The 24701-nt window shown below is 72.9% G+C and carries 19 protein-coding genes; 6 read left to right on the top strand and 13 right to left on the bottom strand.

Going from position 1 to position 24701, the window contains the following annotated elements; genetic code table 11:
• Positions 1-212 precede the first annotated feature (212 nt).
• From ACIOC1_RS23335 to ACIOC1_RS23295, 9 genes are all read right to left on the bottom strand, one after another.
• Entirely contained in the window at positions 213-569 is a 357-nt protein-coding gene (locus ACIOC1_RS23335) for a DoxX family protein (RefSeq protein ID WP_401856238.1), read from the bottom strand.
• A 751-nt stretch (positions 570-1320) separates the two neighbouring features.
• Entirely contained in the window at positions 1321-2226 is a 906-nt protein-coding gene (locus ACIOC1_RS23330) for an NADP-dependent oxidoreductase (protein ID WP_401856237.1), read from the bottom strand.
• A gap of 189 nt (positions 2227-2415) precedes the next feature.
• Positions 2416-3003 (bottom strand): GNAT family N-acetyltransferase, encoded by a 588-nt coding sequence (locus ACIOC1_RS23325; RefSeq protein WP_401716394.1) that lies wholly within the window; start codon positions 3001-3003, stop codon positions 2416-2418.
• Positions 3004-3113: 110 nt separating this feature from the next.
• A complete protein-coding gene (locus ACIOC1_RS23320) occupies positions 3114-4856 on the bottom strand; it encodes an amidohydrolase family protein (protein WP_401856236.1) in 1743 nt (580 codons plus the stop codon).
• 48 nt (positions 4857-4904) lie between these two features.
• The gene (locus tag ACIOC1_RS23315; protein WP_391043245.1) at positions 4905-6029 is read right to left on the bottom strand and encodes an LLM class flavin-dependent oxidoreductase; all 1125 of its coding nucleotides are present in this window, start codon (positions 6027-6029) and stop codon (positions 4905-4907) included.
• A gap of 111 nt (positions 6030-6140) precedes the next feature.
• Positions 6141-6923, bottom strand: a complete 783-nt coding sequence (locus ACIOC1_RS23310; protein WP_355337686.1) for a glucose 1-dehydrogenase — start codon at positions 6921-6923, stop codon at positions 6141-6143.
• A gap of 56 nt (positions 6924-6979) precedes the next feature.
• Positions 6980-7936, bottom strand: a complete 957-nt coding sequence (locus tag ACIOC1_RS23305) for a TIGR03619 family F420-dependent LLM class oxidoreductase (RefSeq protein ID WP_391043239.1) — start codon at positions 7934-7936, stop codon at positions 6980-6982.
• A 3-nt stretch (positions 7937-7939) separates the two neighbouring features.
• Positions 7940-9202: an amidohydrolase family protein gene (locus tag ACIOC1_RS23300; protein ID WP_355337681.1), complete on the bottom strand. Its 1263-nt coding sequence runs from the start codon at positions 9200-9202 to the stop codon at positions 7940-7942.
• 97 nt (positions 9203-9299) lie between these two features.
• A complete protein-coding gene (locus ACIOC1_RS23295; protein WP_355337678.1) occupies positions 9300-10061 on the bottom strand; it encodes an AMP-binding protein in 762 nt (253 codons plus the stop codon).
• Positions 10062-10662: 601 nt separating this feature from the next.
• On the opposite strand from ACIOC1_RS23295, the gene ACIOC1_RS23290 reads away from it, so the two are divergent.
• A complete protein-coding gene (locus ACIOC1_RS23290) occupies positions 10663-13596 on the top strand; it encodes a BTAD domain-containing putative transcriptional regulator (RefSeq protein WP_401856235.1) in 2934 nt (977 codons plus the stop codon).
• A gap of 157 nt (positions 13597-13753) precedes the next feature.
• On the top strand, positions 13754-13915 hold the full coding sequence (locus tag ACIOC1_RS23285; protein WP_355337672.1) for a hypothetical protein: 162 nt from the start codon (positions 13754-13756) through the stop codon (positions 13913-13915).
• A gap of 352 nt (positions 13916-14267) precedes the next feature.
• Here the strand turns inward: ACIOC1_RS23285 and ACIOC1_RS23280 are convergent, their stop codons facing one another.
• Positions 14268-15986, bottom strand: coding sequence for a FadD3 family acyl-CoA ligase (locus ACIOC1_RS23280; RefSeq protein ID WP_401856234.1), 1719 nt, complete (start codon positions 15984-15986; stop codon positions 14268-14270).
• 101 nt (positions 15987-16087) lie between these two features.
• On the opposite strand from ACIOC1_RS23280, the gene ACIOC1_RS23275 reads away from it, so the two are divergent.
• The 4 genes from ACIOC1_RS23275 (at position 16088) to ACIOC1_RS23260 (ending at position 19127) form a co-directional block, all read left to right on the top strand.
• The gene (locus tag ACIOC1_RS23275; RefSeq protein WP_401856233.1) at positions 16088-17242 is read left to right on the top strand and encodes a lipid-transfer protein; all 1155 of its coding nucleotides are present in this window, start codon (positions 16088-16090) and stop codon (positions 17240-17242) included.
• Positions 17243-17250: 8 nt separating this feature from the next.
• On the top strand, positions 17251-17700 hold the full coding sequence (locus tag ACIOC1_RS23270) for an OB-fold domain-containing protein (protein WP_355337663.1): 450 nt from the start codon (positions 17251-17253) through the stop codon (positions 17698-17700).
• Positions 17697-18473: an enoyl-CoA hydratase/isomerase family protein gene (locus ACIOC1_RS23265; RefSeq protein WP_401856232.1), complete on the top strand. Its 777-nt coding sequence runs from the start codon at positions 17697-17699 to the stop codon at positions 18471-18473. The genes ACIOC1_RS23270 and ACIOC1_RS23265 overlap by 4 nt, the downstream gene beginning before the upstream one ends.
• Before the next feature lie 84 nt (positions 18474-18557).
• Positions 18558-19127 carry a hypothetical protein gene (locus ACIOC1_RS23260; RefSeq protein ID WP_401856231.1) on the top strand — a complete coding sequence of 190 codons (570 nt, stop codon included), beginning with the start codon at positions 18558-18560 and terminating at the stop codon, positions 19125-19127.
• Positions 19128-19139: 12 nt separating this feature from the next.
• Here the strand turns inward: ACIOC1_RS23260 and ACIOC1_RS23255 are convergent, their stop codons facing one another.
• The 3 genes from ACIOC1_RS23255 to ACIOC1_RS23245 all read right to left on the bottom strand — a co-directional run bounded on the left by ACIOC1_RS23255 (position 19140) and on the right by ACIOC1_RS23245 (position 24648).
• Positions 19140-21773 carry a serine/threonine-protein kinase gene (locus ACIOC1_RS23255; protein ID WP_401856230.1) on the bottom strand — a complete coding sequence of 878 codons (2634 nt, stop codon included), beginning with the start codon at positions 21771-21773 and terminating at the stop codon, positions 19140-19142.
• Positions 21774-22327: 554 nt separating this feature from the next.
• Positions 22328-23503: an acyl-CoA dehydrogenase family protein gene (locus tag ACIOC1_RS23250; RefSeq protein WP_401856229.1), complete on the bottom strand. Its 1176-nt coding sequence runs from the start codon at positions 23501-23503 to the stop codon at positions 22328-22330.
• On the bottom strand, positions 23500-24648 hold the full coding sequence (locus tag ACIOC1_RS23245) for an acyl-CoA dehydrogenase family protein (RefSeq protein WP_401856228.1): 1149 nt from the start codon (positions 24646-24648) through the stop codon (positions 23500-23502). Before ACIOC1_RS23245 ends, ACIOC1_RS23250 begins: the two co-directional genes overlap by 4 nt.
• Positions 24649-24701 lie beyond the last annotated feature (53 nt).

Genomic DNA, 24701 nt, shown 5'->3' with positions numbered 1-24701 from the left:
ATTGAGACGTCAGACATCTCGATCAACAGCCCAGGGGCCTCGCTCGTTTCGCCTCATGACCGTCACCCGATCGGTGGCCGTCTCGAAGAAGCTCAGTGAACGGCTCAAATCCAGAGCGTTATCGGCGCATCACTGAGCGCGTCCGGTACGCGGTACGCCCTTACTGGCCGTCGGCCTCCCGAAACCCCGACGGCACCGTCACGCTCGGAGGACTACCAGGCGCCGTGGTGGGCGAGGCCCAGGGTCAGGGCGGCTGCCGCGGTGGCGAGGAAGACGATGCCGCCGAGGATGTCGCGGGAGCCGACGCGGAGGTGGGCGGTGACGGCGCCGATGAAGTAGAGGATGAGGCCGCAGGCGGCGAGGGTGCCGAGGATGGGGACGGCGAGCCCGGCCAGCAGGCCGACCGTGCCGGCGGCGAGCAACGCGCCGAGGAAGGGCACCCACTTGCGGGGCAGGCCCTTCATGTCGGCCTGGGTCTTGGGGTATTCGTGGCCGATGAGGTAGGTGACGGCGGCGGCGCCGTTGAAGAGGGCGCCGAGGATGGTGACCGTCAGATAGGCGGCGAACACGGCAGCTCCACTTCTGCGAGGACGGTGCCGACAGGTACCCGGTTACGGAGTGCCGTATTCAGCGGCTGGCCGCTGGCCCCGGAAACCGGACCCAGCGGCCAGATTCACCCTGCCCAGGACATCCCAGACCCGAGTGAATCCCCTGGGGACACTTCCGGATCACAGCACTTCGTTAAGCCCCGCACAATACCGAAGAGCCCCGGCTGAACCGTCTCGAAGGCATACCTCTATGTAGATCCTGGTGCCAGGCGGCAGTGACTGCGTGTACGACGACACGCACGTACCAGCCCCGTTCGCGTCCTGGGTCGGGGTCGAGTAGACCCTGCTGCCGCCGCCCTTGGGAACGTACGAGAACTGTCCCCAGGCGCGCAGACCGTCGGCCTGGTTGTCGCAGACCTGGTACTGATCAGCGCTGTAATGCATGTAGGCGCCAGAGGTCCCGCTGTCCGTGGTGTACACCACCATGTTGTCGTTCGCAGCGGCCACTCCTGAACCGATGAAAACCGCAGCGCTAGTCACCGCTGCCAGCCCAGCGGCTTTCCCGAACAGAGCACGGCGACTTTTGACAACTCGCATCTGGATTCCTTCCCGATTCCTTCTTCATCCATCGGTCTACCGATTCGATGACGCCAGGCGTCTTGAATCAGTACGGGAAGGCTAGGACGGTCCTCGCGGAGGTGCCTTGACCCTGCGTCGCACGGGCTTGTCCGTGCGTGACCCATGACCGGTGACCCGTCAACTGAATCGGCGGCTACGCGGCGTTGACCGTCAGCACGATCTTGCCCCGTACGTGGCCCTCCTCGCTGAGGCGGTGCGCCTGCGCGATGTCGGCGAGGGGGAACGTCCGGGCGACGGGCAGTGCGAAGCGGCCCGCCTCGATCAGCGGGCCGATCTCGGTGAGGACGTAGAGGGCCCGGCCGCTGTCACCGCGGCTGAAGGTGACGCCGTGCTCGCGGGCGCCGAGGAAGTCCGCGAGGGTGACGACGTGGCCGGGGCCGCCCGCGAGGGCGATGAGTTCGGGGAGGGCGCCGCTCCCGGCGACGTCGAGGGCGGTGTCCACGCCGTCGGGGGCGAGCGCGCGGACGCGGTCGGAGAGACCGTCGCCGTACGAGACGGGTTCGGCACCGAGCGAGCGGAGGAAGTCGTGGTTGGCCGGGCTCGCGGTGCCGATGACGCGGGCGCCGCGCGCCACGGCGAGCTGCACGGCGGCGGCGCCGACGCTCCCGGAGGCGCCGTTGATCAGGACGGTGCCGCCGCGGACGCCGAGCTGGTCCAGGCCGCGCGCCGCCGTCTCGACGGCGGACGGCAGCGCGGCGGCCCCGGCGAAGTCGAGCGACGCCGGGATCGGCGCGTAGAAGGAGAGCACCGCCAGCTCGGCCTGCGCGGCGCCCTCGGCGCAGAGGCCGAACACGCGGTCGCCGACGGCCACATCGGTGACCCCTTCGCCGACCTCGTCGACGACGCCCGCCGCCTCGTACCCCAGGGTCTGCGGAAGCTCCTCGTCCATGAGGCCCTTCCGCTTCTTCCAGTCGCTCGCGTTGAGTCCCGCCGCGCGTACCGCGATACGGATCCGGCCGGGGCCCGGGTGCGGATCGGGAAGGTCCACGATCTCCAGGACCTCGGGTCCCCCGAACCGGCTGAAACGGGCCGCCTTCATCACTTCGCTCCGATCTCGGCGCACGGGGGCAGGAGGGCGGGAGCCAGGGGTGCCGCGAATGCCGCGCGTACGCGCCAGTCTGTCAGTCCCGCCGGGCCCGGGGCCCAGGACCGGAGTCCGACGCGACGACGGATGCGAAGACCGACGGGACGACCGACGCGACGACCGACGCGGACCGGCGGCCGTACCTCAGTGGTCCCACGCGCGGGGCCTGCTCAGCGCCTCCCACTCGGGGCGGAGCAGCGAGAGGACAGCGGCGTCGTGGCGGCGGCCCCGGTGCTGGCACCAGGAGCGGCGCACGCCCTCGTGGACGAAGCCGGAGGCGGCGAGTACGGCGAGCGCGGGCGTGTTGGTGGTGTGGGTGACGGCCTGGAGGCGGTGCAGCGGAAGGTCGCCGAAGGCGAGGTCGATCAGCGCGTCGAGGGCGGCGGTGGCGTGGCCGCGCTCGCGGTGGGCGGCGTCGAGCAACAGGTACAGCTCGGCGGTGCCGTCGGCGAGGTCCTGTTCGATCAGGGCGACGTGCCCGATCGGGGTGCCGTCCGGCAACAGGACGAGAAAGTCGTCGCGGTCGTTGTCGTCGATGTCGCGCTCCACGCGCTCGCGCAGCCAGGACAGCGGGCGCGGCCAGATGCCGATCTCGTGGGTGGCCACCGGGTCCGCCCGCCACTCGTGCAGCAATTCGGCGTCGTCCGCCTCCAGCGGGGTGAGCGCGACGCCCCGCCCGCGCAGCACGGGCACCCGCCGCCGCTCGCCCTCTTCTTCCCCGTCCTCGGTCACGCTCGCATGCTAGGGAGCCGACGATCGTGTCGGCGACGGGATTTCGGCCCCCGCGCACCGCCCAGCACGGCAGCGCCCAGCACGGCACCGGCCGCGCGGCCCCCCGCCGGTCAGGGGGTGGTTCGGACGGTTGCCGTGTCGCGGCCGGATCTCAGGACGGTGCCGGGGACGGCACCGGTGACGGTGTCGTCGCGGATCGTCTCGACGCCGTTGACGCGGACGCTGAGGATGCCGGTGGCGCGGGAGTCGAGGCGGGGGCTGTCGCCGGGGAGGTCGTGGAGGAGGGTGGCGGGGCCCGCGTCGATGCGTTCGGGGTCGAAGAGGACGAGGTCGGCGGCGTTGCCCGGGGCGATCACGCCTCGGCCGCGCAGGCCGAAGAGGCGGGCGGGGTCGGCGGTGAGCATGCGGACGGCGCGTTCCAGCGGCAGGAGTTGGCGTCCGCGCAGGCAGTCGCCGAGGAAGCGGGTGGTGTACGGGGCGCCGCACATCCGGTCGAGGTGGGCGCCCGCGTCGGAGCCGCCGAGCATGACGTCCTCGTGGTCCCAGGTGCGGCGGCGCAGCGCCCAGGAGTCGGGGTCGTTGTCGGTGGGCATCGGCCAGAGCACCGTGCGCATGCGGTCGTTGGCGCAGATCTCGACGATCGTCTCGAAGGGTTCCTGCCCGCGTTCGGCCGCGATGTCGCGGACGACCCGCCCCGAGACCCCCTGATTCGCGTCGCTGTACGTGTCGCCGATCACGTAGCGGCCGAAGTCGGCGAGGCGGCGGAAGACCCCGGCCTCGGGGCTGGCGGCGCGGCGCAGCATCTCGGCGCGTACGGCGGGCTGCCGCAGCCGCGCGATGCGTTCGGGGACGGGCAGGGCGAGGATGTCGCCCCAGCCGGGGATGAGGTTGAGGGCGCAGAAGGTGCCGAGCGACATGTTCATGGGGGTGAGGATCGGCATGGTGAGGGCGACGATCCGGCCGCCCGTCTTGCGGGCCCGCTCCGAGGCGAGGAGTTGGCGCGGGACGCGTTCGGGGACGGCGGCGTCGATGGTGAGGACGTTCCAGTTGAGCGGGCGCCCGGCGACGGCGCTCATCTCCACGAGCAGGTCGATCTCCTCGTCCGCGAACTGGTCGAGGCAGCCCGCCACGATGGCCTCGATCTGGGTGCCCTCGTGTTCGCCCACCGCCCGTGACAGGGCCAGGAGTTCGTCCGGCCGGGCGTGCCGGGACGCGACCGGCCGTCCGTCGCCGTCGGAGTGCGTACTGGACTGCGTGGTGGAAAGGCCCCAGCCGCCGGCTTCCATGGATTCGTGGAAGAGCCGCAGCATGGCGTCGAGTTGGTCCCGCGTGGGCTGTCCGCCGACCGCGTCGGCGCCCATCACGTGGCGGCGCAGGGCGCAGTGGCCCACCATGAAACCGGCGTTGACGGCGATCCGCCCCTCCAGGGCGTCGAGGTAGTCGCCGAAGGACGACCACGTCCAGTCGACGCCCTCTTCGAGCGCCGCCAGCGACATGCCCTCGACCTTGGACATCATCCGCCGGGTGTAGTCGGCGTCTTCGGGCCGGTCGGGGTGGAGCGGCGCGAGCGTGAAGCCGCAGTTGCCGCCCGCGACGGTGGTCACGCCGTGGCTCATCGAGGGCGTGGCGAAGGGGTCCCAGAAGAGCTGGGCGTCGTAGTGGGTGTGCGGGTCGACGAAGCCGGGGGTCAGGACGAGGCCGGTGGCGTCCTCCTGGGAGCGCCCGCTCTCGCCGAGGCCGCCGGGTTCGGCGACGGCCGCGATCCGGCCGCCGCGCAGCGCCACGTCGGCGGTACGGGAGGGCGCGCCCGTGCCGTCCACCACGGTGGCGCCCTTGATCACATGGTCGAACACGGGTGTGCTCCTCTCGTACGTCGCGCTGGCGCGTGCCGCCCGGTCGCGTTACGCCGCCGCCTGCCGGAACCGGGTCGTGCGGTGCACCGGATCGGTGTCGATGACGGGTATGACGTGCTCGCCGATCAGCTTGATCGTGTTCATCGTGTCCTCGTAGCCGATGCCGATCGGCAGCCCGAAGGTCAACTGGTCGGCGCCCGCCTGCTCCCAGCGCTTGCACTGCGCCAGCACCTCGTCGGGGTTGCCGCAGATCATCAGCTCCTCGGAGATGAGCAGATCGATCAACTCCTCGGTGTAGTCCGGCAGAAGCTCGGGCCAGACCGGGATGCCGTCGGGGCGCGGGAAGGTGTCGTGGTAGCGGAAGAGCAGCGACTGGAGGTAGTTGAGGCCGCCGCCCACGGCGATCTGCCGCGCCTTCTCGGTGGTCTCTGCGCAGATCGCGGTCGAGGTCACCATCACGTTGTCGTTGACGAAGTCGCCGACCGGCTCGGCCTGCCCGATCGCCGACTTGTACGACTCGACGACCCACTCCATGTCGGAGACCTTCTGCACGCTGAAGCCGAGCACGCCCAGGCCCTTGCGGGCGGCCATCGCGTACGAGGGCGGCGAGCCGGCCGCGTACCACATCGCCGGGTGGGAGCGGCCGTACGGCTTGGGCAGGATCTTGCGCGGCGGCAGCGACCAGTGCTTGCCGCTGAAGCCGGGGTACTCGTCCTGGAGCCACATCTTGGGGAACTCCGCGATGGTCTCCTCCCAGATCTCCTTCGTGTGGTTCATGTCGGTGATGCCCGGCATGAACCCGAGGATCTCGTGGCTGCCCGCGCCGCGCCCCGAGCCGAACTCAAAGCGTCCGCCGGAGAGATGGTCGAGCATGGCGACCTTCTCGGCGACCTTCACCGGGTGGTTGACCGGCGCGAGCGGGTTGAAGATGCCGGAGCCGAGGTGGATGCGCTCGGTGGCGTGGGCGAGATAGCCGAGGAAGACGTCGTTGGCCGACAGGTGCGAGTACTCCTCCAGGAAGTGGTGCTCGGAGGCCCAGGCGTACTTGAAGCCGGAGCGGTCCGCCTGGATGACGTACTCGGTCTCCTCGATCAGCGCGTGGTGCTCGGCCTCGGGGTCGGCCTTGGCCCGCGCGGCGGGCACATATCCCTGTACAAAGAGCCCGAATTCCAAGGGGTCACCATCCTCCGGTTTCTGACGCTCCGTCAGATCTGATCCGACTCTTCCACCGGCACGGTGGGGCGTCAATAGCTGATGGACCGTCAGATACGCTCGACGGCGGACTCAGAGCGCCGCGACTCCCGCCAGCCAGCCGCCGTCGATGACGAACGGCTGCCCGGTGACGTACGAGGAGTCCTCACTGGTCAAGAAGAGCGCGAGCCTGGCGATCTCGTCGGCCCGGCCCATCCGGCCCAGCGGCAGCAGCTTGCGGTAGAAGCGGGCGGTGGCCGCCGCCATCGCCTCCTGGTCGGCGGCCGGGTCGAGCACCGCGGGATTGGCCATCGGGGTGTCGACTGCGCCGGGGCACATTGCGTTCACCCTGATCCCGTGCGGCGCCAGCTCCAGCGCCGCCACCCGCGTCATGGCGACGATCGCCGCCTTCGTCGCCGCGTACGAGGTGAGCAGCGCCATGCCGCTGAGCGCCGTGTACGAGGCGGTGTTGACGATCGTGCCGCCGCCCGCGGCGGTCAGCGCGGGCGCGCAGGCCCGCATGCCGAGGAAGGCGCCCACCTGGTTGACCCGGACGACTTGGAGGTACTCCTCCAGCGGGGTGTCCGCCAACGCGTTGAAGCGCAGGATCCCGGCGTTGTTGACCAGTCCGTCGAGGCCGCCGAACTGCTCGTCGGCGTACGCCAGCGCCGCCGTCCAGTCGTCCTCGCTGCCGACGTCGAGCCGGGTGTAGCGGGCCGCGTCGCCGATCTCCTCGGCCAGCGCCGCGCCCTGGTCGTCCAGCACGTCCGCGAGCAGCACGCGCGCGCCCTCCGCGGCGAAGAGCCGGGCCTCCTGCTCGCCCTGGCCGCGCGCGGCGCCGGTGATCAGGACGGTACGGCCGTCGAGCTTGCCCATCCGGGCCTCCGGGGGTGGTGGGACAACGGGGGGGTCAACGGGGGGGTCAACGGGACTCACGTGTCGAGGTGCGGTGCCACATCGGCGGCGAACGCCGCCATCTGGTCGAGGAGTTCGGCCACGCCCCGGCTGCGTAAGCGCACCTGGATCTGGTCGACGCCCATGGCCCGGTAGGCGCGCAGGCTCTCCGCGAGCGCGTCCGGCTTGCCGTGCAGGGTGTACCGGCCGACGTGCCAGCCGGGCTCGCCGACGTAGAGCGGTTCCGTGATCGCGCCGATCTCGATCGGGTCGGCGATCCCGGCCTCGGCGCGCAGCCGCCGGACGCGGTCGATCTGGCCCGGCAGCCGGTCGCGCGGGTCGCCCTGCGGCAGCCAGCCGTCACCCCTGAGGGCGGCCCTGCGGACGGCGGCCGGTGACGAACCGCCGACCCAGACCGGCGGCCGGGGCGTCTGCACCGGGCGTGGCCGCTGCCCGAGACCGGCGAAGTCGTAGCGCTCGCCGTGGTGTTCGGGGAACTCGTCCTCGCCGAGCGCCGCCTTCAGCGCGTCGATGGTCTCGTCGAGTACACCGCCGCGCCCGGCGAAGTCCGCGCCGACCGCGTCGAATTCCTCGACCACGTGCCCGGCCCCGACACCGAGGATCAGCCGCCCGCCGGAGAGCCGGTCGAGCGTCGCGTACTGCTTGGCGGTGGCCAGCGGGTGCCGCAGTCCGACGACCGCGACATGGCTGAGCAGCCGTACGCGTTCGGTGACGGCGGCGAGATAGCCGAGGGTGGCCACCGGGTCGTACCAGGTGGTGGACATCGCGGCGGCCAGCCTGCGCGGCACCGCGATGTGGTCGCAGACGGCCACGTACGCGAAGCCGTGCCGGTCGGCGGCGCGGGCGACGGCGGCGAGTTCGGCCGGGCCCGCGTCGGCCTCCCAGCCCTCGGCGTACATCGTGCTCTGCGACTGGACGGGGAGTTGCATGCCGTAGGAGAGCCGCCCTGGCGGCAGCACGCGCGGGACGCCCATGGCCTACGCCCCCGCGCCGGGTCCCGGGACCGGCCCGGCGCTCGAACCGGGCCCGGGCCACAGGCCGTCGGGGGTCAGGCCGAGCAGGTCGATGGCGTTGCCGCGCACGATCCGCTCCACCACGTCCTGGGAGAGGTGGCCCATCTGCGCCTCGCCGACCTCGCGCGACGTGGGCCACGTGGAGTCCGAGTGCGGGTAGTCGGTCTCGTAGAGGACGTTGCCGACGCCGACCGCGTCGAGATTGCGCAGGCCGACCGCGTCGTCGAAGAAGCAGCCGTAGACGTGCGAGGCGAAGGTCTCGGACGGCGGGCGCCGCACCTTGTCGGCGACCCCGCCCCAGCCGCGGTTCTCCTCCCAGACGACGTCGGCGCGCTCCAGGATGTACGGGATCCAGCCGATCTGCCCCTCGGCGTACATGATCTTGAGGTTCGGGAAGCGTTCGAGGGCGCCGGACATCAGCCAGTCGACCATCGAGAAGCAGCAGTTGGCGAAGGTGATGGTGGAGCCGACCGCGGGCGGCGCGTCGGCGGAGGTGGACGGCATCCGGCTGGAGGAGCCGATGTGCATGGCGATGACGGTGCCGGTCTCGTCGCAGGCGCGGAAGAAGGGGTCCCAGTAGTCGGTGTGCACCGACGGCAGTCCGAGGTGCGGCGGGATCTCGGAGAAGCAGACCGCGCGTACGCCGCGCGCCGCGTTGCGCCGTACCTCGGCGGCGGCCAACTCGGCGTCCCACAGCGGTATCAGGGTCAGCGGTATCAGCCGCCCGCCCGCCTGCGGGCCGCACCACTCCTCGACCATCCAGTCGTTGTACGCGCGCACGCACAGCAGCCCGAGGTCGTGGTCCTCGGCCTCGGTGAAGGTCTGCCCGCAAAAGCGCGGGAAGGTGGGGAAGCAGAGCGCGGACTGCACATGGTTGACGTCCATGTCGGCCAGCCGCTCGGGCACCGAGTACGAGCCGGGCCGCATCTGCTCGTACGTGATCGCTTCGAGCCTGATCTCGTCGCGCGAGTAGCCGACGGCGGTGTCGAGCCGGGTCAGCGGGCGGCGCAGGCCCTCGTACAGCCACCAGTCGGCGAGCGGTCCCTCGTCCCCCGGCTCGCCCATCGTGGGCGCGAACCGGCCGCCGAGGAAGGTCATTTCCTTCAGGGGCGCGCGCACGATGCGCGGCGCGGTGTCGTGGTGTTTCGACGGGAGCCGGTCCCGCCAGACGTTGCCGGGCTCCACGGTGTGGTCGTCCACCGAGATGATCTTCGGGAAGGTCTCCATGGGCACAACGGTAGCGCCGATCTGACGATCCGTCAGCTAACGTGTCGTCACATCGTCGGCACTACGGGCCTCCGGGGCTCCCCGGCTGCGGCGGCCGTCAGTCGGTCACCCGCACCGGCAGCAGAATCCGCCACACCGCGTCCTCCACGCCGTGCACGGCCGCGATCCAGCCGACGTTCTCCTCGTCGGTGCCCAGCCGTACCGCCTGCGCCAGCTCCCCCATCACCTCGGTGAGATCGGCGTGCGCCATCGCGGGCTCCAGCCGCCCGCCGACCACGCCGTCGTCGTAGTAGCGGTGGTACGCGGGCGCGCTGCGCAGGACGCCGACCGGCCGCCAGTTCTGCGCCAGCCGCCACACGGGCTCGCCCGCGACGCGGACGCCGTCCGCCTCCATCACCTGGGTACGGGTGCGGTCGACGGCCAGCGCGGACCAGCCGTCGGAGCCGGTCAGCACCAGGTCGGGGTCGCAGCGGCGGACCGCGCGGGAGACCGCGTCGTTGGCGCCCGGTCCCGGCAGCACCAGCGGCACCGCGGCCATCCCCGCGTACAGGCAGCCGAAGAAGGCGCCCGCGAGGTCCGGGCCCTGCGGATAGGCGAGCAGCACGCGCGCGCCGGGAGCCAGCAGGCTGCCGAGCCGGGCGGCCACCGCGCGGGCCCGCCGGTCGAGTTCGGCGAAGCTGCACCCCGCGGTGCCGCTGACGGTCGTCCGCGGATACGGCAGCGCGGGCACGGCCTGCGGGGCGCGCTCGGCGCGGCGGCGCAGCAGTTCGCCGGGCAGCCGTCCGGCGTCCCCGAGCCGCCGCGTGCCGCCGTTGCCGCCGCCCCCGCCGCCGGGCCGCTCCCGGCCCTCGCCGCTCATCGCGGGCCCCGCGGCCGGGGCCGGCATCCGTCGTACGGATCCGGCCGGGCGCACCGGGCGCACCTCGCGTACCGGAGCCCGGAACAGCTCGGACCCGGCGGCCGACGGCAGGTGCCTCGGCCTGACAGGCAGTGACCCGATCGGCCCGTCCGGCTCACCGGCACCTGCCGCATGACTCGTGCACTCAGCACACATGAAACGCCCGCTACCTGTTCTTTCGCAGGACACACACCGGCATGGACCAGTCCCACACAGCACAACCTCCGCGCACGCACAGACGGAACCTCAAATTCCAGCCCAACTTTTGCTGCAAGTCCGGTTCGGGTCCTTGCACGGGGTGACCCCGGCGGCCCGACACGGCAAACTGGCACGGACGGTGCCGAACCCTCGGTCCCGTGCGCCATGCGGACAACTGTTCCGTCCGGCGATGAACGATTGATATACGTGCGGGCGACGGGCCGCGGGGGCGCCCGGCTTCGCGAATAATCGGGTCACGCACCATTCAGCGCCCGGCGGCCGACCACCGCCGGTGGCTGGCACAAGCAGTGCGCCGCTCCAGGCGCGGGTACACAATGAGCAGGTCCACGTTCAGGGGGCAGAGATGGAAAGCAGGACGGAACCGGGCAACAGCCTGCGGTTCGCGGTCCTCGGTCCGGTGCGCGCCTGGCGAGACGACGAGCCGATCGTCACCGGCGCACCACAGCAGCGCGCCTTGCTGGCCGCGCTGCTGCTGCGCGGCGGGCGCACGGCGACCGCGTCGGAACTGCTCGACGCCGTCTGGGGAGAGTCGCCGCCCAACACCGCGCTCGCCGCGCTGCGTTCGTACGCCTTCCGGCTGCGCAAGGCGCTCGGCCCCGAGGCCCTGGTCACCGACTCCGGCGGCTACTCGTTGCGGGTCGCCGACGACGCGCTGGACTGCGCCGTCGTGGAGCGGCTGGCCGCCGAGGCCGACAAGCAGCGCGCCGTCGACCCGGTCCGCGCCCGCGAACTGCTGGGCACCGCGCTGGAGATGTGGCACGGCGAGCCGCTGGCCGGCCTTCCGGGGCCGCACGCCGAGACGCAGCGCAACCGGCTCGCCGAATGGCACCTCGGCCTGATCGAGACCCGTCTCGAACTGGACCTGGAGCTGGGCGCGCACGCCGAGGCCGTCTCCGAACTCACCGCGGTCTCGGCCGAACACCCGCTGCGCGAGCGGCTGCGCGCCCTGCTGATGCTGGCCCTCTACCGCAGCGGCCGGCAGGCCGAGGCGCTCGGCGTCTACGCCGACACCCGCCGCCTGCTCGCCGAAGAGCTGGGCATCGACCCGTCGGCCGAGCTGAAGGACCTGCACCAGAAGATCCTGGAGGCCGACCCCTCGCTCGCCGCCCCGGCCGGTTCCGCCGCCGGACCGGCCGAGATCGTACGGCCCGCGCAACTGCCCGCGACCGTCGCGGACTTCACCGGCCGCCGCAATGTGGTCAGGGAACTGAGCGAGCAACTGGCCCAGGCGTCGCAGGGCAGCGGGGTGATGGCGGTCTCCGCCGTCGCGGGCATCGGCGGCGTCGGCAAGACCACGCTCGCCGTCCATGTCGCCCACGCGGCCCGCGACTCCTTCCCCGACGGGCAGTTGTACGTCGACCTCCAGGGCACCGACCCACGCCCGGCGGAACCCGAGGCCGTACTCGGCTCGTTCCTGCGCGCGCTCGGCACCCCGGACTCCGCGATCCCCGAGTCGCTGGCCGACCGCGCCGCGCTCTACCGCTCCACCCTCGACGGCCGCCGCGTGCTCGCGCTGCTCGACAACGCCTACGACGCCGCGCAGATCCGCCAGTTGCTGCCGGGCACCCCCGGCTGCGCCGCCCTGGTCACCAGCCGGGTGCGGATGGTCGACCTGGCGGGCGCGCATCTGGTCGACCTCGACGTGATGTCGCCGGAGGAGGCGCTCCAGCTCTTCACCCGGATCGTCGGCGAGGAGCGCGTCACCAGCGAACGCCAGGCCGCCCTCGACGTCGTGGCGGCCTGCGGCTTCCTGCCGCTGGCCATCCGGATCGCCGCGTCCCGGCTGGCCGCCCGCCGCACCTGGACCGTCTCCGTACTCGCCCACAAACTGGCCGACCAGCGGCGCAGGCTGGACGAACTGCGGGCCGGGGACCTCGCGGTGAAGGCCACCTTCGCCCTCGGCTACGGCCACCTGTCGGCGCCGCAGGCCCGCGCCTTCCGGCTGCTCTCGCTCGCCGACGGCCCGGACATCTCGCTGCACGCGGCGGCGGCCACCCTCGACCTGGACCCGTACGAGGCCGAGGAGCTGCTGGAGGCGCTGGTCGACATCAGCCTCATCGAGTCCGCCGCGCCCGCCCGTTACCGCTTCCACGACCTGCTGCGCCTGTACGCCCGCGAGTGCGCGGAGCGCGACGAGACAGCGCGGGAGCGCTGCGCGGCGCTGTCGCGGGTGCTGGACTTCTACCTCGCCTCGGCCTCCTGCGCCTACGAGTTGGAGAACCCCGGCGACCGCGTCCTGGACCACCTCGCCCTCACCGCGCACTCCGGCCTGACCTTCGGCGCCCCGGACGAGGCCCTGGAATGGCTCTTCTCCGAGGCGCAGAATCTGCTGGCGGCCGTCCAGCAGGCCGCGGACGGCGGCTGCGAGGGCCCGATGCGCCGCGCCGTCGACCTGCTGCTGGTCGCCCAGGACCTGATGGAGTCCGGTGTCTACGCGCGGCAATACGAGCAGGCGACGCGGACACTGGTGACGACGGCGCACGACTGCGGGGACACGCTGGTGGAGGGGCGCGGGCGGATCTGGCTCGGCCAACTCCTGCGGATGTCGGGCCGGTTCGAGGAGGCCGAGACCGAGGCCAAGCGCGCCCTGGTGCTCGGCCTGGCCGCCGAGGACCCGATGACGTCGAGCTACGCGCCCAATCTGCGCGGCAGCATCGCCCACCAGGGCCAGCGCTTCGAGGCGTGCGCGGAGTACCACACCACCGCCCTTGAGGCTTTCCGCGCCGACGGCAACAAGCACGGCGAGGCGGCGGCGCTCAGCAATCTCTCCCGCGCGCAGATCGAACTGGGCGACATCGCCGCCGCGGTGGCGGCGACCGAACGGGTCGTCGCGATCTACCGCGAGTTGGGCGCCGGCTTCCGGCTCGGCAACGGCCTGTACGCGATGGGCATCGCGCTCACCGCGGAGGGCCGCCTCGACGACGCGTTGAGCTGCCTCACCGAGGCACTGGGCATCTTCCGGGAGGCGCGGCAGCAGTTCTGGGAGGGCATGACGCTCTTCCGGCTCTCCAAGGTTCACCTCGCGGGCGGCAGTTGGCGGCAGGCCGCCGCCCACACCGAGCAGTCGCTCGTCATCCTCCGCGAGGTCGGCGGCGAGTGGCGCACCGCCAACGCCCTGACCGTACTCGGCAGCGCGCTCGACGGCATGGGCCAGCCGGTCCGTGCCCACGCCTGCTGGCACGACGCCCTGGCCGTCTTCACCGCGCTCGGTTCGCCCGAAGCGGCCGATGTACGGCGCCTGTTGGGGGACGAATCATCCCCCTCTGTCGCGGTATAAGCCCAGGTCGATTCGCTCAACGCGCCCGTTTATCAGTTGATTATCGGTGGATGCCACGATTCCATCACTGCACGAGCTGCCCGCTCGGTGGTGTACGGGGGTCGCCACCGGGCGGGCTTTCACGACAGCACGTCCCCAAGCACACAGGGAGAGCACCATGAGCACCGAAGTTCCGAAGCTTCCGAAGACGGACCCGCCGGTCGACCCGGACAACTTCCACACCGACGGCACCGAGCAGACGGCTCCGGACGGGCTCCTCACGCCGAAGAAGCCCGTCGTCAAGCCGGACAACTTCCACACGGACGGCACCACCAAGTAGCTTCCGTACCCCGCTCTGGGGAGGGCGGGCCGCGGAGGACCCCAAGGGGACCGCAGGGGGACCCACGGGGTTGATCAGGGGAAAACAGCACGGGGCAACAGGGGAACACGGGGGATCGGGGAACCTCGGTGGGGGCCGAGGGGGACCGGTGAAAGCCGCCCAAGGGGGGGCCGGGTGACTGCGGGGGGTTCCACAGCACGCACCCGGGGGCGCACCAAAGACTGACCGCGGCGCGGAGGGGGCGCCGCGGTCAGTCCGCGTCCGGGTCCGGCGCCGGGCGCGGGTCAGTCCGCTTCCGCGGGCCGGGGCCGCTCGCAAATCAAGCCTCGTCAGGGGCCGGGCCGCGCGCAGGTCAGTCCGCGGCCGTACGCAGCTCGTTCTTCTTGACCTTCCCGCCCGCGTTGCGCGGGAGTTCGGGGACGAAGCGGACGCCGCGCGGGACCTTGTAGTTGGCCATTTCGCGGCGCGACCACGCGATGAGGTCGTCGGCGGTGAGGGTGGAGCCGGGGCGGCGGACGACGTAGGCGCGGCCGACCTCGCCGAGGCGGGGGTCGGGGACACCGATGACGGCGGCGTCGCGGATGTCGGGGTGGCGCAGCAGCAGTCGCTCGATCTCCGCCGGGTAGGCGTTGAAGCCGCCGACGATGTACATGTCCTTGAGGCGGTCGGTGATCCGCAGATTCCCCTCGGGGTCCAGGACGCCGATGTCGCCGGTGTGCAGCCAGCCGTCGGGGTCGACGGCGCGGGCGGTGCCCTCGGGGTCCTCGAAGTAGCAGGACATGACGTGGTAACCGCGGACCAGGACTTCGCCGGGCGCTCCGGGCGCGGCGTCGACCCGTACCTCCGTGTCGGGGATGGCGCGCCCCGAGGTGACGGCGACGGTCGCGGCCGGGTCGCCCCTGCGGCACATGGTGACGGTGCCGGACGCCTCGGTGAGTCCGTACGCGGTCAGGACGGTGGCGATCCGCAGTTCGGCGCGCAGCCGTTCGACGAGTTCCAGCGGGATGACGGCGGCCCCGGTGACGACGAGCCGCAGCGCGGACAGGTCGTGGGCGGCGCGCGCCGGATGGTCGAGCAGCGACTGGTGCAGGGTGGGCGGGCCCGGCAGTACGGAGATCCGCTCGGCGGCGATGTTGGCGAGGACGGTGTCCACGTCGAAGACGGGCTGCGGCACGATCACGGCGCCGCGCATCAGGCAGGCGATGACGCCCGCCTTGTAGCCGAAGGTGTGGAAGAAGGGGTTGACCACCAAGTAGCGGTCCCCCGCGGTCAGTCCGGCCAGCGCGCTCCAGACTCCGTACACGCGCAGTGTCTGGGCGTGCGTGATGACGGCGCCCTTGGGGTGTCCGGTCGTGCCCGAGGTGAAGATGATGTCGGAGGGGTCGCCGGGCGCCACGGCGTCGGCGCGGGCGCGTACGGTCGCGGCGGGTACGTCGGCGCCGGCCGCCACGTAGCCGTGCCAGGACAGGAATCCGGTGGGCGGCGCGTCGTCGCCGAGGACGACGACGTCACGCAGGTGCGGCAGACCGGGCAGCGGTCCCTCGCCGTCGCCCTCTCCCGCGGCGCGGCGCAGCGCGGCCACGTACGACGTGCCGAGGAAGGTGCCGGTGACGAACAGCAGCCTGGCGCGGGTGCGTTGGAGTATCCAGGCCGCTTCGGCGCCTTTGAAGCGGGTGTTGAGCGGGACGAGGACGCCGCCCGCGCTGACCGCGCCGAGCGCGGCGACGATCCAGTTCAGCGAGTTGGGCGCCCAGATCGCGACCCGGTCGCCGGGGCGCAGTCCCGAGGCGACGGCCGCGGCGGCGGCGCTTTCCACGCGGGCGCCGAGTTCGGCGTAGCTGACGCGGGTGCGGCCGTCCACGACGGCCTCGTGCTCGCCGTGGGCGCGGGCGGCGGCGCGCACCAGGCGGGGCAGGGTGCCCCAGCGGAGGTCGGCGCGGGGATCGTCGGCGGGTGAACCGGCCGTGGATGAGCCGTCGTTGGAGGCACCGCCCTCGGATGAGGCGTCGCCGTACGAGGCGTCGCCGTACGAGGCGTCGCGCGGATCGTCGTCCCGCAGGTCCACATCCATGACGTCCCCTCCCGTAGCTGACTACCCGTCAGATTAACGGTAGCCTGACGACCTGTCAGCAGTTCGTCAGTGCATCCGGGGACCCGCGGAGGTGTGTGCCCATGGGCGGCGCTGCCCTGAAAGACGCGACGGCCATCGTCGGGATAGGCCAGACACCGTTCGCCAAGTCGCTCCCGGAGTCGGAGAGGACGCTGGCGTGCCGGGCGGTGCTCGCCGCGCTCGACGACGCGGGCATCGACCCCGGCGAGGTCGACGGCTTCGCCTCGTACACGATGGAGGACACCGACGAGGTCGAGCTGGCCAAGGCGATCGGCGCGGGCGATGTCACCTTCTTCGCCAAGTCCGGTTACGGCGGCGGCGGTTCGTGCGCGACCGTCGCGCACCTCGCGGCGGCCGTCGCCACCGGTCAGGCGTCGGTCGGCGTCGCCTGGCGGTCGCGCAAACGCGGCTCGGGACCGCGCCCGTGGAGCAGCACCACCGTCCAGCTCCCCACCCCGGCGCAGTGGTCCCGGCCGTACGGTCTGCTCCGCCCGGCCGACGAGATCGGCATGCTCGCCCGCCGCTACATGCACGAATACGGCGCCACCCGCGACCACTTGTTCAATGTGGCGCTCGCCTGCCGCAACCGCGCCAACCAGAATCCGGCCGCCCTGATGTACGAGCGCCCGCTGACCCGCGAGATGTACATGACCGCGCGCTGGATCAGCGAACCGCTCTGCCTGTTCGACAACTGCATGGAGACCGACGGGGCCCTGGCCTGCGTCGTGGTCTCCGCCGAACGCGCCCGCGACTGCCGCCGCAAGCCCGTCTACGTGCACTCCGCCGCGCAGGGCCTGCCCGCGCAGCATCACGGCATGGTCAACTACTGGACCGACGACCCGCTCACCGGACCGTCCTGGACCGCCGCCCGACACCTGTGGAAACAGGCCGACTTCGGGCCGCAGGATGTCGATGTCGCCCAGATATACGACGCCTTCACCCCGCTGATCCCGCTCTCCCTCGAGGGCTACGGCTTCTGCGGACGCGGCGAGGGCGCCGCCTTCACCGAGGGCGGCGCCCTGGAGACCGGCGGACGGCTGCCGATCAACACCGGTGGCGGCGGCCTGTCCGAGGCGTACGTCCACGGCTTCAACCTCATCACCGAGGGCGTCAGGCAACTGCGCGGCACCTCCACCGCCCAAGTTCCCGACGCCGCCACCTGCCTGGTCACGGCGGGCGAGTGCGTCCCCACATCCGCTCTGCTGCTGAGGAGTTGACAGCCGCGATGCTGCTGCCGGTCATCGACGAGGACGGCGCGCCCTTCTGGGAGTACGCGCGCCAGGGCGAGTTGCGCGTCCAGGCGTGCGCCGACTGCGGACGGCGGCGCTTCCCGCCGCGCCCCTGCTGCCCGTACTGCCGGTCCTTCGGGTCCCGCTGGGAGCGGATGAGCGGACGCGGCCGGATCTGGTCGTACGTCGTCGCCCACCCCCCGCTGCTGCCCGACTACGCCGAGCAGGCCCCGTACAACGTGATCGTGGTGGAACTGGCCGAGGAGGCCACCCCCGAGGGCGGCCGGATCCGGCTGGTCGGCAACCTCGTCGCCCGCGCCGACGCGCGCCTTGACTCCGTGGACCCGGCGCGGCTGCGGATCGGCGCCGCCGTGAAGGTGGCCTTCCCCGACCCGGCCGCCACGGACGGCGTCGTCGTACCGCGCTGGCTGCTGGAGCGGCCATGAGCGTCCGGCGCACGGAGGCCGGTGACGGGGTCGCGCTCGTCACCCTCGACCGGCCCGAGCGGCACAACGCCCTGGACGGCGCGACCGTGGACGGGCTGCGCGAGGTGTGGCGCGACCTGCGCTTCGACGACGCGGTACGGGCGGTGGTCCTCACCGGCGCGGGCGACCGGGCGTTCTGCACCGGCGTCGACCGCGGCCTCGACGTGCCGCAGCCGTCGTCCCCGTACTGCGTCGACGACCCCCTGCTCACCGCGGGCCCCAAGGCCAACGACCTGTGGAAGCCGGTCGTCGCCGCCGTCAACGGCATGGCCTGCGGCGGCGCCTTCTACCTCCTGGGCGAGGCCGAATTCCTCATCGCCGCCGAAGACGCCACCTTCTTCGACCCGCACACCGCCTACGGCATGGTCAGCGCCTACGAGTCCGTCCTCATGGCGCAGCGCATGCCCTACGGCGAGGCCATGCGCATGTCCCTCATGGGCACCGCCGAACGGGTGAGCGCGCGACGGGCCTACGAGACCGGTCTCGTCTCCGAGGTCGTGCCCGGCCCCGACCTCCTCGCCACCGCCCTGCGCGCCGCCGCCGTCCTCTCCTCCTACCCGACCGAGGCCGTCCAGGGCACCGTGCGCGCCGTGTGGTCGGCCCGGGAGGCGGCCCGCGCGCACGCCACCGCGCTCGCGCCGCACCTCATCGCCCTCGGCAATCTGCCGCCGGAGCGGCAGGCGGCGCTGTTCACCGGGCGCGCCCGGGGGCCCGCCGCCTTCCGGTTGAGGTGAGCGCGGCTCACGTGGCGGGTGCGACGGTCGCGGCGTAGCGTCGGCCCCGAGGGGGCTGAGCGAGCGAAGCGAGGCGACCACGAGATGTTCCGCACCGTCGTCGGGTCGCTTCTCGCCCTCATCGGAGCGGCGGGCGCCGTCTGGAGCCCCTTCCGTGCCTGGTACGGCGGCCGCCACGGCTCCGGCATCCGGGTCGACGACCTCTTCACCGGGGTCGGCGTGACGCCTGACAAGGCGGCCCTCCTCGGCTCCCTCTTCCTCCCCATGGCCTTCGCCGCCCTCCTCACCCTCCTGGGCGTCCTCCTCCGCTCCCGCCTCACCCTCGCCCTCGCCGCCCTCCTCGTCCTCGGCATCACCATCCTCTGGATGGTCCGCCAGGGCCAAGCCTCCGGCTCCCTCACCGCCGGCGGCAACGGCCTCGACTACGGCGTCGCCACCGCCTTCGCCTCCGGCCTCCTGCTCCTCCTCGCCGCCGCCGTCCTCCCCGGCCGCCACCGGCCGCGCCGAGCCACGCCGGTTTTCGAGGAGCCGCGGTACGACGAGCCGACGTATGGCCGGTACGACGAACCACGCTACGAGGAGGAGGAGACGGGGCGGGGTGCCCCAACAGAAACCGGCGGGCCACTCCCACCCATCAGCCCGCCCGGCGTTTGAGGGCCCACGGGCTCACGCCCGACGCGAAGTCGCCCCGGTCCCCTTCGTCGCGTCGAGCGCGTACACGCACCGGTCCTTCGAGCACGCGTACACCACCCCCTCCGACGTCACCGGCGACCCGGTGATCTCCCCGCCGGTCTCAAGCCGCCACCGCAACTGCCCCCCGGCCGCGTCGACCGTGTACAGACAGTGGTCCTTGGACCCGAAGTGCACCCGCCCGGCCGCCACGGCGGGCGAGCCGACGATCTCGTTCTGCGCCGCGAAGCGCCACCGCGGCGCACCACTGACGGCGTCCAGCGTGTAGAGCGCGCTCCCCGCGCCGAGGTGCAGCGCACCATTGGCGACGATGACGGGTTCCAGCGACTGCCGCGGCTCGGTGGCGACGCGCCAGCGCGCGTGCCCGTCGGCGGGATCGAGGGCGTAGACGGTGCCGAGGTGGTCGGCGACGTACACGCCGCCGCCCGAGACGCCGGGCCCCGGCACGTGCGCGGGCGGCGAGAACATGACGGCGGGGGCGTCGAAATGCCAGCGCTCGGCGCCACTGCGGGCGTCGAGCGCGACGACCCGCGTCCCGGCGGTGAGGTGCACAATGCCGTCCGCGACGACCGGCCGGGTGGGCACGGAGCCCGCGACGCCGGGTTCGCCGACCGGGTACGACCACATCTCGGCGCCGGTGAGGGAGTCGACGGCGTGCAGGTGGCCGCCGCCCTGGTAGTAGACGGCGCGGCCGAGGACGGTGGGCCCGGAGTCCGGGGACTCGAATTCGGTCTGGGCACCCGACCGCTCCCAGCGCAGTCCGCCGCGCGCCGCGTCCCACGCCTGGATGCCGCCGCCGCGGGTGGCGGTCACGACCGTGCCGGAGTCGGCGCGCAGCGCGTACACCCAGCCGTCGATCGCCGTACGCCAGCGCTCGCCGCCGTCGACCGCGTCGAGCGCGAAGAGGCTGGGGCCGTCGGAGGCGTGGATACGGCCGCCGTCGACGGCCATCGTCCAGGCGACGTCGCGGGTCTTGAACTGGCGGCGCCCGCTGGCCACATCGAGCGCGTGCACCTCGAAGGAGGTGACGTAGAGGAGTCCGCCGGAGACGACGGGGGTGCCCCACACGTCGTTCGACATGCGGAAACGCCACGGCCGCCACTCGCCGGGAGCGGCGGCCTGGGACTGGAGGCCCGACTGGGCGGCGTGCTGGGCCTGCTGTGACTGCGGCTGTGATTGCTGCTGCTGTGACTGCTGCTGTTGTGACTGCTGCTGTTGTGACTGCTGCTGTGACTGCGGAGCCTGCTGCGCTTGCTGGCCCTGCTGCGCCGGGAGGGCGGCGGGGGCCTGGGCCGCGCCGCCGTTCGCCACGGCACCGGCGTTGGCGCCCGCGTTGGCGTTCGCGCGGTGCGCGCCCGCGCGGCGGCGTACCCAGTCCGTACCGGGCGCGGCCCCCGCCTTGTGGTCCGCCGCGTCCGCGACCCGCATCCCGGGACCGATCGGCGCGGAACCGGCGAGCTGTACGGGAACGGCGGAGGCGGGACCCGAGGTGGGACCGGAGCCGGGGCCCGCCGCGGGTCCGGCCGCGGGGCCGGGTACGGGTACGGGCGCGCGGTGGTTGCCGCGGCCGTCGGGCGCGCCCGCGTGCGCCGGTGCGTTGTTCGGCGGCTGCTGCGGCCGGGGCGGGGAGTTCGGCGGGAGCGGCGGCGCGTTGCCGGGCAGTTGCGGGCCCGCGGCGTGCGCGCCCCGGCTGCCGCCCGCGGCGACGGCGGGCCGTCCGCTGCGGCGCTGCTCTATCAACGCGACCGCGCCGGGCGGCAGCCAGGCCGACGCCGTACCCGTGTCGTCGCCGCCGGTGGAGTACAGATGCGGTGCGAGCTGCGCCTGGAGGTCGGCGGGGGTGGGCCGCCGGTCCGCCTCCATCCGCATGCAGGACTCGATGAGCGGGCGCAGCTCGGGCGGCAGGCCGTGGAGATTGGGGCCCTCGCGCAGCAGCATGAAGACGGTCTCGACGGGGTTGGCGCCGTGGAAGGGCGCGTGGCCGGTCGCGGCGAACACCAGGGTGGAGCCGAGCGAGAAGATGTCGCTCGCGCCGCGCACGCTGCGGGAGTCGCGGGCCTGCTCGGGCGACATGTAGGCGGGCGTGCCGACGGCCACGTTCGTCATGGTCAGGCGGGTGTTGGAGACGCCGGACGCGATGCCGAAGTCGATGACGCGCGGCCCGTCCTCCACGACGAGTACGTTCGACGGCTTCATGTCGCGGTGCACGAGACCGGCGGCGTGGATCGACTGCAACGCCTCCGCGATTCCGGCGGCCAGCCACCGTACGGCCTGCGCGGGCATCGGGCCCGCCTCGTTGACGATCTCCTCCAGCGACGGGGCCGGGACGTAGGCGGTGGCGAGCCACGGGACGGCGGCGCGGGGGTCGGCGTCGACGACGGCCGCGGTGTAGAAGCCGGAGACCGCGCGGGCGGCCTCCACCTCACGCGTGAAGCGGACCCGGAAGAGCTGGTCCTCGGCCAGTTCGGCGCGCACGGTTTTGATCGCCACGCGGCGGCCGGAAGCCGAGCGGGCGAGATAGACCAGCCCCATGCCGCCGGCGCCGAGCCGCGCCAGCACCTCGAAAGGGCCGATCCGTCTCGGGTCGTGCTGCGTAAGCTGCTCCACCACTGCCCTGCCACCTCCCCGTGCCCGCGTTGCCCGCGCTGTCGCGGCCTTACCCCGTGCTGCGCGCCGTACCGTCGTTCCGTTGTCGCTCTGCCGTCGTGCTGTTGCGCTGTGGTGCTGTGGTGCTGTCGTGCTGTGGTCGCTCTGCCGTTGTCGCCGTGCTCGTGCCGTGCTGTCGTGATCGAGCGCTTGCGCCCGCCTGTACTGCTTTGCCCGCTCTGCGCGCTCCGTACCCCGTTCGACCGGCCCAAGCGCCAGGGTACGGGCCTGATTCTTCCTGGGATGGGCGCCGGTTGCGAACCCGGGGCCGCCGCGACACGCCCGGAGAGCGAACTCGTTATCATCCGCCATTCGCACCGTCTCCGGCGCGCGGCGCGCCGAACGAGGCGTCCGGGAGGGAGGCATGGGACGCACGTGGCGCACCGGCGGCGTCCAAGTGCCGTACGGGGCGGGCGAGTCGGGGCTGGCGCCGGTGGACGGGGGGCCGCGCGGGTCGGTCGCGGCTTGGTGCCAGGGCGGTCCCGGGGCGGTCGCGGCTCGGTCCCGGGGCGGCGGGTTCAGCGCGGCGGGCAGGACGGGGACGGGCCGCCCGGCGCGAAGAGGTCGGCCGCCACGGCGGCGCGATGCCGGGTGGAATCGCCCCACGCGGCGGAGAGCGCCCACACCCGGCGCAGCCAGAGCGAGAGGTCGTACTCGTCGGTATAACCGATCGCGCCGTGCACCTGGAGGCACCCGCGCGCCGCTTTCCCCGCCGCCTCGTTAGCGAAGACCTTCGCCATGGCTGCGTCCCGCGCCGCACTGGGCAGCCCGTGGTCGTACGCGTACGCCGCCCGCGCCACCACAGGCCGCGCGAATTCCACGGCCAGCAGGACGTCCGCCAGCCGGTGCTTCACCGCCTGCCGCTCGCCGATCGGCGACCCGAACTGCACGCGGCCCTTGGCGTAATCCACCGTCCGCTCCAGCATCGCCGCCGCCGCGCCCACCAGGTCGGCCGCCGCCCCGATCGCCCCGATCCGCGCCGCCATCCCGGCCGCCTCCCCCCACTCCCGCGCGAGCACCCGCCCGCCACCTTCCGCCACACGCGCCAGCCCCCGATTCGGGTCGACCCCGGCAACGGGCGTACGCGGCCCGGCCCCCGCCTCCCGCAGCTCACCGTCTTCCGTGACCACCAGCACGTGATCGGCGTGGGCGGCGTGCGCGACAACGGGCTGACCTGCTGGTTCGGATACGGATACGGATGCGGACGTGGGTACGGGTCCCGGCGCCGGGTCCTGCGCGGGGAGGGACACGGCAACGGTCACCGCGCCCTCCGCCAGCCCGCGCAGCAGATCCGCCCCTTCCGGCAGCCCCCCGAGCAGTTCCGCCGCGACCGCCGCCTCCAGCAACGGCTCGGGCAGGCACGCGCGGCCCGCCTCCTCGGCGAGCGCGACGAGCGCCTGCGCGCCCAGGGGCGGCTCGTCGAGGCGCCGCCCTCCGAGGTGCTGCCTGCCGGAACCGTGGCCGCCGGGACCGTAGCTGTCGGGACCGTAGCCGTCGGCACCGGGACCGGAACCGAGACCGAGGCCGCCGTACTCCTCCGGGACCAGCAGCCCGGTCGCCCCGATCCCGGCGAGCGCCCGCCAGCGGTCCCGCGAGAACCCGGCGCGCACGTCGGCCGGGGTGCAGCGCGCCGCCAGCAGCGCGCGGGCGGTGCGGGCGAAGAGGTGTTCGTCGGGCGTGGGCGCGAGTCTCATCGGCGGGGCTCCCGGGGGAGGCCGAGCAGCCGCTCGGCGATCACATTGCGCTGGATCTCGTTGGTGCCCGCGTAGATGGGTCCGGCGAGCGCGAAGAGGTAGCCGTCCAGCCACGGCCCGCACCGCTCCGCCTCCGCGCCGAGGACGCGCAGCGCGATGTCGTGCAGGTCGAGGTCCAGTTCCGACCAGAAGACCTTGTTCAGCGAGGAGTCCGGCCCGCTCTCCTTGCCCTCCCGCATCCGCGTCACCGTCCGGTAGGTGTACAGCCGGTACGCCTCCGCCCGCATCCACACGTCCGCCACCGCGTCCCGGTGCGGCGCCGCCTGTTCCGGGCGCAGACGGCACAGGTCGAGCAACCGGTCGGCCGCCGCCAGGAACCGTCCGGGGCTCCGCAGACTCAGCCCCCGCTCGCTCCCGGTGGTGGACATCGCGATCCGCCACCCCTCCCCCGCCTCCCCCAGGACGTCCCGGTCGGCCACGAACACGTCGTCCAGGAACACCTCAGCGAATCCGGCCTCCCCGTCGAGCTGCCGGATCGGCCGTACCGTCACGCCCGGCGCCGCCAGGTCGACCATGAAGTACGTCAGGCCGTGGTGCCGCCGCGAGTCGGGGTCGCTCCGGAAGAGGCCGAAGAGCCGGTGCGCGTAGGCCGCCCGCGAACTCCACGTCTTCTGCCCGCTCAGCCGCCACCCGCCGCGCGCCTCGTCCCGTACCGCCCGCGCCCGCAGATTCGCCAGGTCGGAACCCGCCTCCGGCTCCGACCAGCCCTGCGCCCACACCTCCTCCCCGCTGGCCATCGGCGGCAGCACCCGCGCCCGCTGCTCCTCCGTACCGAAGGCGAAGACGGTGGGCGCGAACAGGAAGATCCCGTTCTGCCCGACGCGCCCCGGCGCGGCCGCCCGCCAGTACTCCTCCTCGAAGATCAGCCACTCGTCCAGGCCGAGGCCCCTTCCCCCGTACTCCTCCGGCCATCCGACGACCGCCCACCCGGCCTCGTACAGCGTCCGCTCCCACTCCTGGTGCGCGCGGAAACCGTCCGCCGTGTCCATCGACGGCAGCGGCTCACGCGGCACCCGACGGGCGAGCCAGTCCCGTATCTCCCGCCGGAACGCGTCCTGTTGAGCACTGAAGGAAAGGTCCGTCACCGCGCTAGGATAACCGACTATCTGACGGATCGTCAGATCTCGGTACGGCCAGG

Source organism: Streptomyces sp. NPDC088197, assembly GCF_044741185.1.
In the GTDB taxonomy this organism is placed as follows: domain Bacteria; phylum Actinomycetota; class Actinomycetes; order Streptomycetales; family Streptomycetaceae; genus Actinacidiphila.
This window is presented reverse-complemented; position numbering and strand designations above follow the sequence as displayed.